The organism is Halobacterium sp. NMX12-1 (assembly GCF_040435975.1).
In the GTDB taxonomy this organism is placed as follows: Archaea; Halobacteriota; Halobacteria; order Halobacteriales; family Halobacteriaceae; genus Halobacterium; species Halobacterium hubeiense.
Genome location: NZ_CP159204.1, coordinates 961,679 through 975,123, shown reverse-complemented (window position 1 = coordinate 975,123; position 13,445 = coordinate 961,679). Strand labels below are relative to the sequence as shown.

Sequence of the window (13,445 nt, the reverse complement as noted above, 5' to 3'; positions counted from 1 at the left end):
GTCAGAACGCGGGGTGGGAGGCGCGGATGTCGTCGAGCAGGTCGCGGACGTCGTCGCTGACGTCGTCGTCGGGGCCGACGGGCTCGCGGCCGTCGAACGTCTCGTGGACCATGCCGATGCCGTCGGCGAGCGTGTCGAGGCTGTAGCCGCCTTCGAGAATAAATGCCAGCGCCGCGTCCGTCGCGTCCGCCAGCGTCCGGACGCGGTCGGCGAGCAGGCCGTAGCCTTCGGTGGTGACGTGCATCCGCGAAATCGGGTCGTGGCGGTGGGCGTCGAAGCCCGCGCTCACGAGGAATACGTCGGGGTCGAAGTCGGTGATGGCGGGTTCGAGCAGTTCGTCGAACGCCGCACAGAAGTCCGCGTCCCCGGAGCCAGCGGGGAACGGCGCGTTCAGCGTCGCGCCGTCGCCGTCGCCCTCGCCGTGCTCGTCTGCGTCGCCCGTGCCCGGGTAGAGGCCGTCCTCGTGAATCGAGGCGTAGAAGACGTCGCCGCGGTCGTAGAAGATGTCCTGCGTGCCGTTGCCGTGGTGGACGTCCCAGTCGAAGATGGCGACGCGCTCCGCGCCGAGGTCGTCGAGGGCGTACTGGGCGGCGACCGCGGCGTTGTTCAGGAAGCAGAAGCCCATCGCGTCGTCGTAGACCGCGTGGTGGCCCGGCGGCCGGCCGAGCGCGAACGGCGTGTTCCGGCCGGCCGCGCCGTTGACAGCCGCGCGCGTGGCGTCCTTCGCGAGGCCCGCGCTGGCGAGCGCCGCAGGCCACGTCTCCTCGGAGGCGGTCGTGTCGGGGTCCCAGTCGCCGCCGCCGGACTCGCAGAACTCCCGAATCTCGGCGACGTAGTCGGGGTCGTGGACCGCCGCGGCGTCGGCCTCGGTGGCGGGCGTCGCGCCCTCGTAGGAGACGCTGTGGCGCTTCGCGAGCCCGCGCTTGATGGCGCGCAGGCGGTCCGGGCTCTCGGGGTGGCGCGGCCCCGGGTCGTGCGCGAGACACGTCTCGCTGAACCCGAATCTCATTCCACGAGCTGGAAGTACGTCTGGACGTCCTCGGCCTGTACGGTGCGTCGGCCCGCGTGCTCGGCGAGCACGGCGGCGCCCTCGGCGGCGTCGGAGGCGTACGACTCCAGGAGGTCCGCGAGCGCGACGCGGGCGTCCTTGGAGACGCGGAACCGGTCGTCGAGGTCGAGGCGCGCGATGCGGTCGACGGGCGCGACCGGCAGCGTGAGGTCGTCGGCGTCGGGCACCGTCTCGACGCCGAAGTCCGCCGCCATCAGGGTCTTCCGGCCGTCGCCGGCGGCGTGTTCGGCGGCGTCCTGCGCGAGCGACGCGCCGCGGCGCTGGATGCGCCGCGCGAGTTCCTCGGCCGCGTCAGCGCTCACCCGCAAGTCACCCGCGTGTCGCCGGATGATGGTGTCGACCGGCGCGAACGGGAGTTCGACGCTCATGCGTCAATGCGTGGCTGTTGCACGCTTAACTGTTTCCGTTGGGACGGAATCCGCCACCACGCATTTGCGTACTCCGCCCGAACCGTGTGAGTGTATGGCAAAGAACCCGCATCAGGCGAACGCCGAAGAAGTCGCCGACCAGGAGGTCGACGCCAACGAGGAGGAAGCGGAGGAGGTCGTCGAGGAACGGCGGGCCGCCGACGGGGAGTACCGAGAGGAGCAGCTCGAAGAGGAAATCGACCACGAAGACGAGGAGCGCTACCAGGAAGCCCGCGAGGGGACGAACGCGGACAACCACCCGGACGACGCCGAGTGGGACTAGTGTAGCTCCTCGGCGCGGAGGCGGCCGTCCTGCAGCAGTCCGCGAACGGTCACTTCCTGCCCGAGCGTGACGTCCGCGTCCGTCTCGACGCTCACGGTCTCCTCGCCGTCGTCCAGAATCACGGGGTTCTGGGCCTGTACGACGACGCCCGTGAACTCGACTTCTTCGCCGTCGTCGGTGTCGCTGTTCTCGCTCGACGAGCTGTCGTCAGTGTCGTCGCTGCTCGGGTCGTTGCCGTCCTCGAACGCCGACAGCCCGGTCGGGCCGCTACCCGAATCGTCGCCGTCCTCGCCGGTGGTCGCACCGTCGGCGAGCGGGATGACCGAGGACTGCCAGCCCGCGGAGGCCTCGATGTCGTCCTGCCAGCCGTCCTGAATCTCGACGTCCACGAACGCCACCTCGTCGCCCGGGCCGATGTCGAGGTCAGCCTTGTCGCCCCACAGCGCGACGCGGATGTCGCCCGTGTCGTCCTGCACGCGCACGTTCCGGACTTGCCCCTCGCTGCCGTCGTCGCGGTCGAACGTGCGCTTGGGGTCCGCGGAGCGAATCACGCCCGCGATGTCCGCCACGTCGTCGAGTTCGAGGTCCTCGATGGCCGTGGTGTCCGGCACGAACGCGACGTCCGCGTCCACGGGTTCGACCGCGCCGCGGTCGCCGACGTGGAGTTCGAGGCTGCCGTCGCGCTCGCGCACGTAGCCGTCCACGACTTCGACGACCTCGCCCTGCGAAAGTTCGGTCGCGGTCTCGGCCTGCTCGTCCCAGAGCGTGACGCGCACGCGCCCGGTCTCGTCGCCGAGCACGACGTTCGACACCTTCCCCTCGCTGCCGTCGTCGCGGTCGAACGTCCGCACGTCCTCCGTGCCGAGGACTTCGCCCGTGAGGTTCACGTCCGAGATGCCCAGCGAGAGGTCCTCGACGCGGTACTCGTCCTGCACCTGCACGTCGACGTCCTCCTCGTTGTCCACCTCGACCTGGTCGGCGCTGACCTCGATGCCGTTGTAGCCGTCCTTCGGCCGGCCCTTCACGCGGAGGACGTCGCCGACTTCCAGTTCCTCTTTGGCGCCCTCGGCCTGCTCGTCCCACAGCGACAGCCGGACGCTGCCGGTCTCGTCGGCGACGTCGACGTTCACCACGCGGCCCTCCGGGTTCTCGTCGTCGTCCTCGCGCTCGAACGTCCGGACGTCGCCGATGCTGGTCACCTTCGCGATGAACTTCACCTCGTCCATCTCCGGTTCGACGTCGGCGACGCCGTTGACCTCGCCGTCCTCGAGCTCGTGGGCGATGAGCATGGCGGCCGTCTCCTCGTCGGCCAGTCCGCCCATCTGTTCGACCTTCGACTCGACGGCGTCCCGGAACTCCTCGAGGGACACGTCGGTGTCGAGGTCCCCGTAGACGTCCTCGATGTCGTCGCCCATAATCGTAGTTCACTCCAGACGCGAGCCGCGCATAAGCGTTGTCCTTGCCGAATTACGCCGTCTCCGTCTGTCGGTCATCGATGGCACGCGACGGGGTGGCGCCCGCTCCGGTTTGAATCTACGGCCTCCGCGCGCACCCCGAATCGTAACCGCTTTACGTAAGTCCGGGCTACGACAGAGTGAGTCCGGATAGGGTAGTGGACTATCCTCTTGGCTTGCGGAGCCAGGGACCGGCGTTCAAATCGCCGTCCGGACGCTCTCTCTTCACACTACGCCCGTGAGCGACGCCCGTGTCGCTCACGGCGTAACCGCGTGATAACGTCAAGGCGATTTGAGCAGGAGAGTCGCAGCCCGTACAGCCGTGCGACGCGAGGCGAACCGGAACGACTCTCCCGGTTCGAATCGCCGTCCGGACGTTCCGGGCACGAAGTTCTTAGCGGTGGACCGAGTACGGGGGTGGTATGAGCGAGGACCGGCCGGTGCTGGCAATCGACCCGCACGTCCACTCGGAGGGGTCGTACGACGCCAACGAGCCCGTGGAGCTCATCCTGGAGCACGCCAGCGACATCGAGCTGGACGGGGTCGTGATAACGGACCACGACGAGATCGAGGAGTCGCTGCGGGCGGCGGAGCTGGCGCCGGAGTACGGGCTGGTGGGGATTCCGGGCGTGGAGGTGTCGACGGCGGCGGGGCACGTGCTCGCCATCGGCGTCACGGAGCGCCCGGAGCGCGGGCAGTCGTTCGAGGCGACGGTGCGCGGCATCCGCGAGCAGGGCGGGGTGGCGGTCGTCCCGCATCCGTTCCAGCGGAGCCGCCACGGGGTGCGGCGGCGGAACCTCGGGGAGTGCGACGGCATCGAGGTGTACAACTCGATGGTGTTCACGGGCTACCGGAACCGGCGCGCGCGGAAGTTCGCACAGCGCCACGAGTACCCGCGGTTCGGCGCCAGCGACGCGCACTCGATTCGGAACGTCGGGCGGGCGTACACGGAGGTCGCGCTCCCCGAGATCGACCCGGGGACGCCGGCCAGCGAGATTCCGACCGAGACTGTGCTGGCGGCGCTGCGCGCTGGCGAGACGGACATCCGGGGGAAGCGCACGCCAATTCACCGGAGCACGCGCCAGTACGCGAAGGGCGCGGTGCGGAAGAGCGCGTACCTGTTGACGAAGCGCCTGCCGTACGTCAGCCCGTGGCCGGCGTCGATGGACAGCGCCTGACGAAACGCGTTTGCGTCCCGCGGCCGAACCCGTGGTATGGACGCGGCGCTGCGCGCGGGAATCGCAATTCACAACGCCGGCCGCTACCACGCCGCCCACGACGCGTGGGAGCGTGAGTGGCTGGCGCTCGACGACGGACGCGACGAGCGACTGCTCCACGGCCTCATCCAGTTCTCAGCGGCCATTCATCACGCCCGCGACCGGAACTGGACGGGCGCGGTCGGGCTCTGCGAGAGCGCGAGCGAGTACCTCGCGGACCTCCCCGCAGACTACCGGGGCGTGAACGTCGATACCGTTCGGGCGTACGTGAAGGCGCTCGGGAGCGACCCGGAGCGAATCGAGCGCGCGGCGCCGGCGACGCTGACCTACGAGGGGCGGGCGCTCGCGCTGGACGACTTGGACGCGCCGGCTGGCGTCGAGGCCGCGGTCGCGCTCGCCGAGGACCTCGGCTACGACGAGGCGTTCGTGGAGAAGAGCGCGGAGTACGCTCGGGACGGGCTCGCAGAGGGGGAGTTGAACGAGTTCGGCGTGTTGCTCTGTGACTTCGTCACCGAGACCGAGCAGCGCGCGCTCGTGGCGACGCGGCTGCGCCAGCACGTGCAGCGGCGGCAGCGACGCGAAGAAGACGTGGCGGGACTGTTCGATTAGGCGTACGTCTGGTAGGCGATGAGGCCGGCGACGCCGAGACAGGCGACGCCGAGCGCGCGCACCAGCCACGCCCACCAGTCGGGGATGGGTTCGTCAGTGCCGTAGTCGCCGCGGCGGCGGCGGTTCGGCCCCATGAAGATGGAGAGCCGGAGCGCCGCTCGCGGCGCGAGAATCATCGCGAGCCCGAGCGCGGCGCCAAGCACGACCGCGAGGAGTTCGCGAAACCCGGCCATCTACGAGCGGAGGCGCTCGATGCGCTTCTCCGTCGGCGGGTGCGTGGAGACGAGCTTCTGGAGGAGCCCGCGGTCCTCGCCGAAGATGCACAGCGCGTTCACGTTCTCGTCGATTTTCGAGTCCTGAGCGCGCTTGTTGCCCTCGGAAATCTTCTCGAGGGCGCGGGCGAGCGGGTCGCCGCCGTTGATGATGCGCTTGGCGTCGGCGTCGGCGACGTACTCTCGGTACCGCGAGATGGCGAGCACGAACAGCATCACGAAGAACTGCACGATGTTCCCGACCACAATCGCGAGGAAGAAGTCCGCGAGGTCGTTGTCACCCGTGAACAGAACAATATACTGCGCGACGATGCCGACGATCGACGCGATGCCCTGCCCCAACTGCATCGTGACGACGTCGCGGTTGTCGATGTGAGCCAACTCGTGGGCGATCACGCCTTCGAGTTCGTCGCGGTCCAGCAACTGAATGAGTTCGCGGGAGACGACGACCGTGCCGTTGCCGCGGCGGCCGACCGCGAACGCGTTCGGGACGCCCATGCTCGCAATCTTCAGGTTCGGCTTCTTCAGATTCCGGTCGCGGCAGACCTTCTCGACGAACTGGTGAATCTGCTGGTACTCCCGCTCGTCCATGTCTTCGGCCCCCACGCTCCGCAGGGCCGCCCACTTCCCGATCTTGTACTGGACGCCGACGAGCAGGACGCTGCCCACGATTGCGAGCGCGAGGATGCTCTGGCTCTGACCGAAGAAAAACCACGCGGCAGCCACTGCCACCGAGTAGAACGCGAAGAGGATGGCGCCGACAATCGCCATCCGGACTTTGAGGCCGATGTGTCGCATACGGGAGATTTGTTCACTCACACGTATAAATCCACCTCAACGTGTCACGCCGCGAAGCTACTGCTTTCCGGCGATTACGCGACAATCCCGCGACGCGCCGCGGCGGCGCGGTCAGACGACCTTCTCGTCTCCGTCCCACTCCGCGGAGTTGTCCTGCGGGTCGTAGCCCAAGACCTCGCGGGCGCGCTCCAGACTGTAGTACTTCCGGTCGTTGTCGGAGATTCCGAAGACGATTTCGTAGCCGTAGTCGGCGGAGAGACAGCAGTCGAAAAGGTGCGCGCAGTCGCGCTGGGAGAGCCACATCGCCTGCCCGCGCTCGTAGTCGATGGGCGGGTGGCCGACGGTGAGGTTGCCAATGCGGACGGCGACGAACGAGAGGTCGTGTTCGTCGTGGTAGTACCGGCCGAGCGTCTCGCCGGCGGCCTTCGAGACGCCGTAGAGGTTGCCGGGCCGCGGGAGTTCCGTGCCGTCGAGGTGGAAGTCGTCGTGCTCGCGGTAGAGGTCGGGCTTGCGCTCGGGCTCGTAGTGGCCGACGGCGTGATTCGAGGACGCGAACACGAACTTCTCGACATCCTCCTCGACGGCGACGTCGAGGATGGTCTGCGCGCCGTCGATGTTGTTCCGGAGCACGCTCTCCCACGGGGCTTCGGGACGGGGGTCGCCCGCGAGGTGGATGACGGCGCCGACGCCGGCGACGGCTTCGCGGACGGCGTTCTCGTCGGTGACGTCGCCGACGACGACCTCGTGGTCGGTGTCCCCGGTCGGCGGTTCCCGGTCGAACAGCCGCCAGTCGTAGTCGTCGCCGATGCCGTCGAGGATGGCCTGCCCGACGCGCCCCGCGGCACCCGTGAGGAGAACCGGCTCGTCCATTCGATTGAGAGTCTGGACGAGCGCCGCAATGAAAGGTGCGGTTCCGGCGGCGGCCGCGGCCGGCCGGGAGGCGACAACGATTAGCCGCGGCCGGCCGAGCGTCCGGTATGGCATCCGACGCCCAGCAGGCGTGTTTCGAGGCGGGCATCAAGTTCGGCGCGCTCTACCACCAGTTCGCGGGGACGCCCGTGGGCCCAGAAAGCGCGCCGAGTCTGGAGACCGCAATCGAGGAGTCCATCGAGAACCAGCCGTTCTGCGAGTGCGTGACCGTCGATATTCTCACGGAGAAACTGGACACCGACCACGGCTACACCGAACTCACGGGCGAGTACATGGAGGTCGAACTCGTCGTGGACTACGAGGGCCGCGAGGTCGTCGCGGAGATGGCGATGCAGGACGGCTACCCGCTGATGGAACTGGCGAGCGTGGAGTGAGGCGAGTGAGCCGCGTGCACGTCCACTGCGGGGCGGGCTTTTAAGCCGGACGCGGGCGAATCACGGGACATGAGCCAGTCATCCCTGGACGACGACGAGCTGTTCGGCGAGGCCGCCGAGGAGATGCGCGCGGACGTCGAGGAAGCGCTCGACGCCGCTCGCGCCGAGTTACCGGACGCCGACGACGTGTGGGACGTCGAGGCGGACAACACGCTCGGCGTGTTGAACGCGCTCCGTTCCGCGCTGGACGTCGAGGACGTCGAAGCCCACCTCCGGGACGCGAAGAAGGCTTTCGTCGTGGGCGAGCGCGCGGACGCCTTCGAGGACGCCGACGAGCTGGAGGCCGAAATCGACGCCGTCGAGGACGTGCTCGGGGACATCGAGACCGCGCGCGAGCAGGTCGGCGAACTCGCGTCCACGGTGCCGGCGCTGCGCTCCGCGCTCGAAGACGCCCACGAAGGAAGCGACGGCGACGGAGACGACGAGAGCGACGAGGAAGCCGAGGAGTAGCTACTTGTGCGGCGGCCGGCTCGGGTCGCGGTCCGCCACCGCGTCTAGTAGGTCACAGAGAGCGTCCGTGGCGAGCGACAACAGTTCCTCGCCGCGCTCGGCGTCGCCCTCAGTGGGGTCGCCGACCACGCCGTTCTCCGTGAACTCGGCGCTGTCCACCGCGAGATTCGCGTGCGACTGCCACTCCCCCCAGTGGTCGCTGGCGCCCTCGCGGGCGTCGTCCACCCGGTCCTCGCGAACGAGCTTCGGATGGGCGTGCCGGAGGAACGCGGTTTCGAGGGGGCCGGCGTGGCCCATGTCGTCGCTGTGGTCGCCGACGGCATCGAACCACGTGAACGGCACCGCGTACGCGTCGCCGTCCCGGGTGACGCGCTGGCAGACCTCGCCGAGCGCGGAGACGTTGCCGCCGTGGCCGTTCACGACGACGACGCGGTCCCAGCCGTGGCTCGCGAGGCTCTCGGTCACGTCGCGGACGGTCGCGCGGAACGTCTCCGGGGAGACCCACAGCGTCCCCGTGAACTGGCGGTGCTCCTCGGAGACGCCGACGGTCAGCGGTGGCGCGACCACGACCTCGCGGTCGTAGTTCGACGCCGCGGTCTCGGCGACGGTCTCGGCGGTGACGTGGTCGGTGCCGAGCGGCGCGTGCGGGCCGTGCTGTTCGGTGCTGCCGACGGGGAGCACGGCGAGGTCCGTGTCGAGTTCGTCGGCGTCCGTCCAGGTCGCGTCCGCGAGTCGCATACGCGACCAAACGCGCGCCCTCACTTGTAGGCTAGCCCTCCGGCGAGTGACCCCAGACTGCCACAACGCGCTTGACGGGGGCCGCCCACGGCAGAGGCATGGGAAAGACGGTCAGACTGGACGAACTGGAAGCCGAACTGCGGGACGAAACGTACCCGGTGGACCGGGAGCGCGTCGTCGAGGCGTACGGCGACTACGAACTCGACCTCGCGGGCGGCGAGGAGTCCGTCGAAGCCGCGCTCGGGCGCGTCGACGACGACCGCTTCGAGAGCCACGTAGACCTCGTCGAAACCATCGAGGACGGCGTCGGCGGCGAAGCCGTCGGTCGCCGCGACTACACGGACCGCGGCGCGTCCGCCGGCGAAGGGAACCAAGAGAGCTTCTGAAGAAAGTGGAGCGTCAGTCCTCGGACTCGTCGACGTCCACGTCGGCGGTGCGTTCGGCGGCGCGCTCGACGAACTCGTCGGGGAGCTCGTCGATTTCGCCGGCCTGCACGCCCCAGAGGTTCGCGTAGAGGCCGTCCTCGGCGAGGAGGTCCGCGTGGGTGCCGCGCTCGACGATTTCGCCGTCCTCGAGGACGACAATCTTGTCCGCGTCCTTGATGGTCGAGAGGCGGTGGGCGATGGAGAACGTGGTACGGTCCTCGGTGAGGCGGTCGAGACTGCGCTGAATCAGCATCTCCGTCTCCGTGTCCACGTCGCTGGTCGCCTCGTCGAGAATCAGAATCTCGGGGTCTTTGAGGATGGCGCGCGCGATGTCGATGCGCTGGCGCTGCCCACCAGAGAGCTTCACGCCGCGCTCGCCGACTTTCGTGTCGTAGCCCTCCGGGAGGTTCGTGATGAACTCGTGGGCTTCCGCGGCCTTCGCGGCCTCGACGACGTCCTCGCGGTCGGCGTCGAAGGTGCCGTACTCAATGTTCTCCATGACGGTGCCGTAGAACAGGAACGTGTCCTGACTGACGTAGCCGACGTGGCGTCGCAGGCTCGGCAGCGTCACCTTGGAGATGTCCTGGCCGTCCACCCGGATTTCGCCCTCGTCGCCGTCGTACATCCGCAACAGGAGCTTGAGGACCGTGGACTTGCCGGCGCCGGTCGGCCCGACGAGCGCGAGCGTGTTCCCGCCCTCGACCTCGAAGTCGATGTGCTGGACGATGGGGTCGTCGTCGTAGCCGAAGGTGACGTCGTCGTAGACGACCTCGCCGTCGTCAACGTCGAGTTCGGCGGCGTCGGGATTCTCTTCGATGCGCGAGGGCTCGTCCATCAGCCCGAAGATGCGCTCGCTGGACGCCTTCGCGCGCTGGTACATGTTGATGATTTGGCCGAACTGGGCCATCGGCCAGACGAACTGCTGGCTGAGCTGGATGAACACGACGAACTCCCCCGCTGAGAGGGAGCCCGACATCAGCGGCGGCGGGCCGACGAGCACCCAGTAACCGCCCGCAAGGAACGTCAGCACGAAGCCGGCGCCGGAGATGATGCGCAGCGCCGGGAAGAACTTGATGCGGATGGTGATGGCGCCCCAGTTCGCGTCGAAGTACTCCTGGGAGACGCCCTCGACGCGCTCGGACTCGTAGGATTCGGTGTTCGAGGTCTTAATGACCTGGATGCCGCCGAGGTTGTTCTCCAGCCGGGAGTTCAGGTGGCCGACGGAGGAGCGGACGTCGCTGTACTTCGGCTGAATCGCTTTGACGAAGCGGTAGGTGAACCACGCGATGATGGGCACCGGCAGCATCGTGATGACCGCGAGCTGCCAGTTGTACGTGAACAGGACGACGCCGATGGCGACGACCATCACGGAGAGCCGGAACACGGAGTTCATCCCGTCGTTGAGGAACCGCTCCAAGCGGTTGACGTCGTTCGACAGGATGGACATCATCTCGCCGGTCTGCTTCGTGGCGAAGAAGTCCATGTTCAGGCGCTGCATCTTGTCGTAGGTGTCCGTGCGGACCGCGTGCTGGATGTGCTGGGAGAAGGAGTTCCACCCCCAGTTGCGCAGCCAGTGGAACGCCGCGCCGACGAGGAACGCGCCCGCGATGACGGCCACGGCGACGTACAGGCCGCCAGTCTCGGTGCTGGGCCGCATCGACGCCGGGAGGAACGGCAGGAAGGCCGCGTCGCCGGTGAGCGCGTCGACGGCGTACCCCAGCATGATGGCGGGGATGAGGTCGAGCACGCGCGCGAAGATGCTGGCGACGACGCCGACCAGCGCCGCCACCCAGTTGTCCCGCCCGTACACGTCGAACAGGCGGTACATCGCGTTGTCGACCTCTTCGCGTTGCTCCTCGAAGGGGTCGTCGTCTTCTGTCGCTGTACTCATTCTCGTTGGGAGAAGTGTCGGCCCGTCAAAAGCACTTCCCTACGAATCGAAACATCCGCTTGCGGTCGCACGACCGCGGTCCGCTCAGTCCTCGATGCGGACGCGGTCGCCGACCTCGACGCCATGCTCGGTCGTCCAGTTGTACGGTACCTCGAGTACCCACTTCCCGACGCCGTCGTAGCCCGTGAGGTCCTCGTTGTCCTCTTCGACGGGCGCGTGGTGAATCGATGTGATGCGGCCGTTGGCCCCGATGTAAACGATGTCGATGGGGAACGACATCGAGCGCATCACGTACGTGTGGCTGCCCTCGCTATCGTAGACGAACAGCATCCCCTCGTTCGGGCCGAGGGACTCGTGCTCACTCAAGCCCGTGCGGCGGTCCGACCAGTTGTCTGCGACCTCGACAGTAACGTTTCCGAGTTCGGTGCCGCTCTCGTCGTCGACGAACACTTGTGTCCCGTTTCCCGTATCGGTAGTGGCGCCCGACGTCGACGTGCCACCGGTGGGAAACCCCGCGCAGCCGGCGATGACGAGTAGACAGACGACCGCGAGCGTACGCCCGTACATACCCGCGGCTACGACCGCCCGCGGTTTGGGCGTTCCGCCGAAAGGAAACCGTTTAGGCCGCGGCGCGACTCTCTCGAAACGCGGGTTCGTGGTCTAGTTGGTTATGACGCGGCCTTTACAAGGCCGAGGTCGGTGGTTCGAATCCGCCCGAACCCACTCATCTTCTGCGACGAGCGGATGCGAGGAGCGAAGTAAGTGTGAGGGCAGGTCGAACTTTGGAAGACGCAACACCGAGCGAAGCGAGACAACCGCCTTCCAACAGTGAGAATCCACCCGAGCCACGAACGGCTCGCGGTCACCGGCACAACGCATTTCCGACTGTCGCAGATACGATCCGGGCACGTTCATGCCGCTCTCGACGTCGAAGCTGCGGAGCGGAACGCTGCTCGCCGTGACCGTGCTCGTGGTGTTAGCTTCGGGCGGGGGGCAGCTCGCCGCCACTCGACCGGTCGTCGAGTACGGGCAACAACTGTTCAATACGGCCGACCATCCCCAGAAGGACGTTCCCATGGGCGCCGAGGGGCCGCCGCCGGAGACAGCGGGGTTCCGCGTGGACTTCGACCGGCCGGAGCCCGACAATCAGGTGTTCGAGTTCGAGAGCCACGACCCGATGCTGGCAGAGGCGAACGGGACACACTACCTCGTCGTCGGCACCGACACGGACCCGAACCTCTATCGCTCCGAGACGCCAACAAAGCCCGACAGCTGGCAGCTGGTCGACGACAACTACCTCGCGGACCGCTTCGAGTTCGACTCGCTGATCTCGGTCAACGGCCGGTACCTCGTCTACGGGAACAGCAACGTCTACACGGCGGACTCGCTGCCGGCCGACGACTGGACCGTGCGCAACGACAACACCGGGTTCCGCGACCTCGGCGCGTACTACGACGAGGAGACGGGGCTGGTCCACGTCTACTACGAGTACGGCAACGCTGCCGGCTACTCGGGGAAGAAAATCGGGCACGCCGTCAGCCCGAACGGCGTCACCAACTGGACGGTCTACCCGCCCGTGTGGACGGCGCCCGACGGCTACGGCGTCGGCGACTTCGACATCGTCGAGCACGACGACCGCCTGTACGTGCTCGGCGACTACGACCCGCACCACCCGCGCTACAACGTCTCCGTGTGGGTCAACGACGATACCTACTCGGATTTCGTGCAGCTCGACGAGCCCGCCGTCGCCCCACACTCCGCTACAGCGGGCGCCAGCGACGACTACGGCATCGGCGACCCCTCGCTCGTCCGACTGGAGGACGGCCGGTACCTGTTGCTCGCCAACGGGTACGCGAACGACAGCGGCCCCGCGAAACTCCACACGTACGTCGGAACCATCGAGAACGAATCGCGGCCCGCGGCGAGGGCGACCACCGGCCGCTGGAGCGCTCCTGTAGCGTCGTAGCGTACGGGCGCTCCGATAGGAGGACCTCGAACGACGACACGACAGCAGGTCCGGCTCGCCGCCGGCAGTGCTCGGGCTACGTTACTTCCGGCCGTTCGACCGGGGACGCTTCGACAACGTCCTCGGCGATGCGGACGGCGTCGTAGAGGTCGTAGTCGGCTTCGCGGTCGGGGGCGAACGCGACGCCGCTCGCCTGCGAGATGGGGAGCGCGACGCCGAGCATGTCGTCGTAGACGTGGACAGTCGCGTGCACGGACTGGTCCTGCCGGGCTTCCAGCGAGCCGTAGCCGAGCGCGCCGAGCTGGATGCCCCGGCCGATGTCGTCGACCTGCTCGGGGTCGTACTTCTCGTTCGCCCACTCGCTGCGGTAGACGTGGCCGACGCCGTCCTCGTCGTAGTAGCTGACGCCGACGAGGCCACCCGAGAGCTCGTCGTGGGCGCGTCGCGGACCTGCGCGGCCAGTTCCTCCATGCCCAGCGCATCTAACGTCCCCAAGTTTACA

The 13,445-nt window shown here is 67.8% G+C and carries 17 protein-coding genes and 2 tRNA genes; 9 read left to right on the top strand and 10 right to left on the bottom strand.

The features are described from left to right. Position 1: 1 nt before the first annotated feature. Entirely contained in the window at positions 2–1,009 is a 1,008-nt protein-coding gene (locus tag ABSL23_RS06565) for a histone deacetylase (RefSeq protein WP_353635127.1), read from the bottom strand. Then, on the bottom strand, positions 1,006–1,437 hold the full coding sequence (locus tag ABSL23_RS06560; protein ID WP_353635126.1) for a histone: 432 nt from the start codon (positions 1,435–1,437) through the stop codon (positions 1,006–1,008). The genes ABSL23_RS06565 and ABSL23_RS06560 overlap by 4 nt, the downstream gene beginning before the upstream one ends. Positions 1,438–1,531: 94 nt before the next feature. Here ABSL23_RS06560 and ABSL23_RS06555 point away from each other — a divergent pair, with 94 nt between their 5' ends. After that, the gene (locus ABSL23_RS06555) at positions 1,532–1,759 is read left to right on the top strand and encodes a hypothetical protein (RefSeq protein ID WP_353635125.1); all 228 of its coding nucleotides are present in this window, start codon (positions 1,532–1,534) and stop codon (positions 1,757–1,759) included. Here the strand turns inward: ABSL23_RS06555 and ABSL23_RS06550 are convergent. Beyond that, on the bottom strand, positions 1,756–3,174 hold the full coding sequence (locus ABSL23_RS06550; RefSeq protein ID WP_353635124.1) for a single-stranded DNA binding protein: 1,419 nt from the start codon (positions 3,172–3,174) through the stop codon (positions 1,756–1,758). The two genes, ABSL23_RS06555 and ABSL23_RS06550, sit on opposite strands and share 4 nt — an antisense overlap. Positions 3,175–3,357: 183 nt before the next feature. On the opposite strand from ABSL23_RS06550, the gene ABSL23_RS06545 reads away from it, so the two are divergent. The 3 genes from ABSL23_RS06545 (at position 3,358) to ABSL23_RS06535 (ending at position 5,039) form a co-directional block, all read left to right on the top strand. Continuing rightward, positions 3,358–3,430, top strand: a tRNA-Arg gene (locus tag ABSL23_RS06545). A 205-nt stretch (positions 3,431–3,635) separates the two neighbouring features. Continuing rightward, on the top strand, positions 3,636–4,391 hold the full coding sequence (locus tag ABSL23_RS06540; protein ID WP_059055553.1) for a PHP domain-containing protein: 756 nt from the start codon (positions 3,636–3,638) through the stop codon (positions 4,389–4,391). Positions 4,392–4,427: 36 nt separating this feature from the next. Next, on the top strand, positions 4,428–5,039 hold the full coding sequence (locus ABSL23_RS06535) for a DUF309 domain-containing protein (protein WP_353635123.1): 612 nt from the start codon (positions 4,428–4,430) through the stop codon (positions 5,037–5,039). Here the strand turns inward: ABSL23_RS06535 and ABSL23_RS06530 are convergent. From ABSL23_RS06530 to azf, 3 genes are all read right to left on the bottom strand, one after another. Further along, the gene (locus ABSL23_RS06530) at positions 5,036–5,272 is read right to left on the bottom strand and encodes a hypothetical protein (protein ID WP_082687144.1); all 237 of its coding nucleotides are present in this window, start codon (positions 5,270–5,272) and stop codon (positions 5,036–5,038) included. The two genes, ABSL23_RS06535 and ABSL23_RS06530, sit on opposite strands and share 4 nt — an antisense overlap. Next, a complete protein-coding gene (locus ABSL23_RS06525; protein ID WP_082687250.1) occupies positions 5,273–6,082 on the bottom strand; it encodes a M48 family metalloprotease in 810 nt (269 codons plus the stop codon). Positions 6,083–6,220: 138 nt separating this feature from the next. Next, the gene (azf, locus tag ABSL23_RS06520) at positions 6,221–6,979 is read right to left on the bottom strand and encodes an NAD-dependent glucose-6-phosphate dehydrogenase Azf (RefSeq protein ID WP_353635122.1); all 759 of its coding nucleotides are present in this window, start codon (positions 6,977–6,979) and stop codon (positions 6,221–6,223) included. 107 nt (positions 6,980–7,086) lie between these two features. Between azf and ABSL23_RS06515 the strand changes: the two genes are divergently transcribed. Together ABSL23_RS06515 and ABSL23_RS06510 are read left to right on the top strand one after the other, a co-directional pair. Then, the gene (locus tag ABSL23_RS06515) at positions 7,087–7,413 is read left to right on the top strand and encodes a dihydroneopterin aldolase family protein (protein WP_353635121.1); all 327 of its coding nucleotides are present in this window, start codon (positions 7,087–7,089) and stop codon (positions 7,411–7,413) included. Positions 7,414–7,482: 69 nt separating this feature from the next. Continuing rightward, on the top strand, positions 7,483–7,923 hold the full coding sequence (locus ABSL23_RS06510; RefSeq protein ID WP_059055544.1) for a DUF5790 family protein: 441 nt from the start codon (positions 7,483–7,485) through the stop codon (positions 7,921–7,923). Here the strand turns inward: ABSL23_RS06510 and ABSL23_RS06505 are convergent, their stop codons facing one another. Next, positions 7,924–8,661, bottom strand: coding sequence for a creatininase family protein (locus ABSL23_RS06505; RefSeq protein ID WP_059055542.1), 738 nt, complete (start codon positions 8,659–8,661; stop codon positions 7,924–7,926). It lies immediately after the preceding gene. A gap of 98 nt (positions 8,662–8,759) precedes the next feature. Between ABSL23_RS06505 and ABSL23_RS06500 the strand changes: the two genes are divergently transcribed. Beyond that, positions 8,760–9,047, top strand: coding sequence for a hypothetical protein (locus ABSL23_RS06500; RefSeq protein WP_059055540.1), 288 nt, complete (start codon positions 8,760–8,762; stop codon positions 9,045–9,047). A 13-nt stretch (positions 9,048–9,060) separates the two neighbouring features. Here the strand turns inward: ABSL23_RS06500 and ABSL23_RS06495 are convergent, their stop codons facing one another. Together ABSL23_RS06495 and ABSL23_RS06490 are read right to left on the bottom strand one after the other, a co-directional pair. Next, entirely contained in the window at positions 9,061–10,977 is a 1,917-nt protein-coding gene (locus ABSL23_RS06495) for an ABC transporter ATP-binding protein (RefSeq protein WP_353635120.1), read from the bottom strand. Between the two features lie 84 nt (positions 10,978–11,061). Beyond that, positions 11,062–11,544, bottom strand: a complete 483-nt coding sequence (locus tag ABSL23_RS06490) for a DUF192 domain-containing protein (RefSeq protein WP_059055535.1) — start codon at positions 11,542–11,544, stop codon at positions 11,062–11,064. Positions 11,545–11,626: 82 nt separating this feature from the next. On the opposite strand from ABSL23_RS06490, the gene ABSL23_RS06485 reads away from it, so the two are divergent. Both ABSL23_RS06485 and ABSL23_RS06480 read left to right on the top strand, forming a co-directional pair. Next, positions 11,627–11,700: transfer RNA gene (locus tag ABSL23_RS06485), tRNA-Val, on the top strand. Between the two features lie 190 nt (positions 11,701–11,890). Further along, the gene (locus ABSL23_RS06480) at positions 11,891–12,943 is read left to right on the top strand and encodes a hypothetical protein (protein ID WP_353635119.1); all 1,053 of its coding nucleotides are present in this window, start codon (positions 11,891–11,893) and stop codon (positions 12,941–12,943) included. 76 nt (positions 12,944–13,019) lie between these two features. On the opposite strand, the gene ABSL23_RS06475 is transcribed toward ABSL23_RS06480, so the two are convergent. Beyond that, positions 13,020–13,196, bottom strand: coding sequence for a hypothetical protein (locus tag ABSL23_RS06475; protein WP_353635118.1), 177 nt, complete (start codon positions 13,194–13,196; stop codon positions 13,020–13,022). Positions 13,197–13,445: the final 249 nt, after the last annotated feature.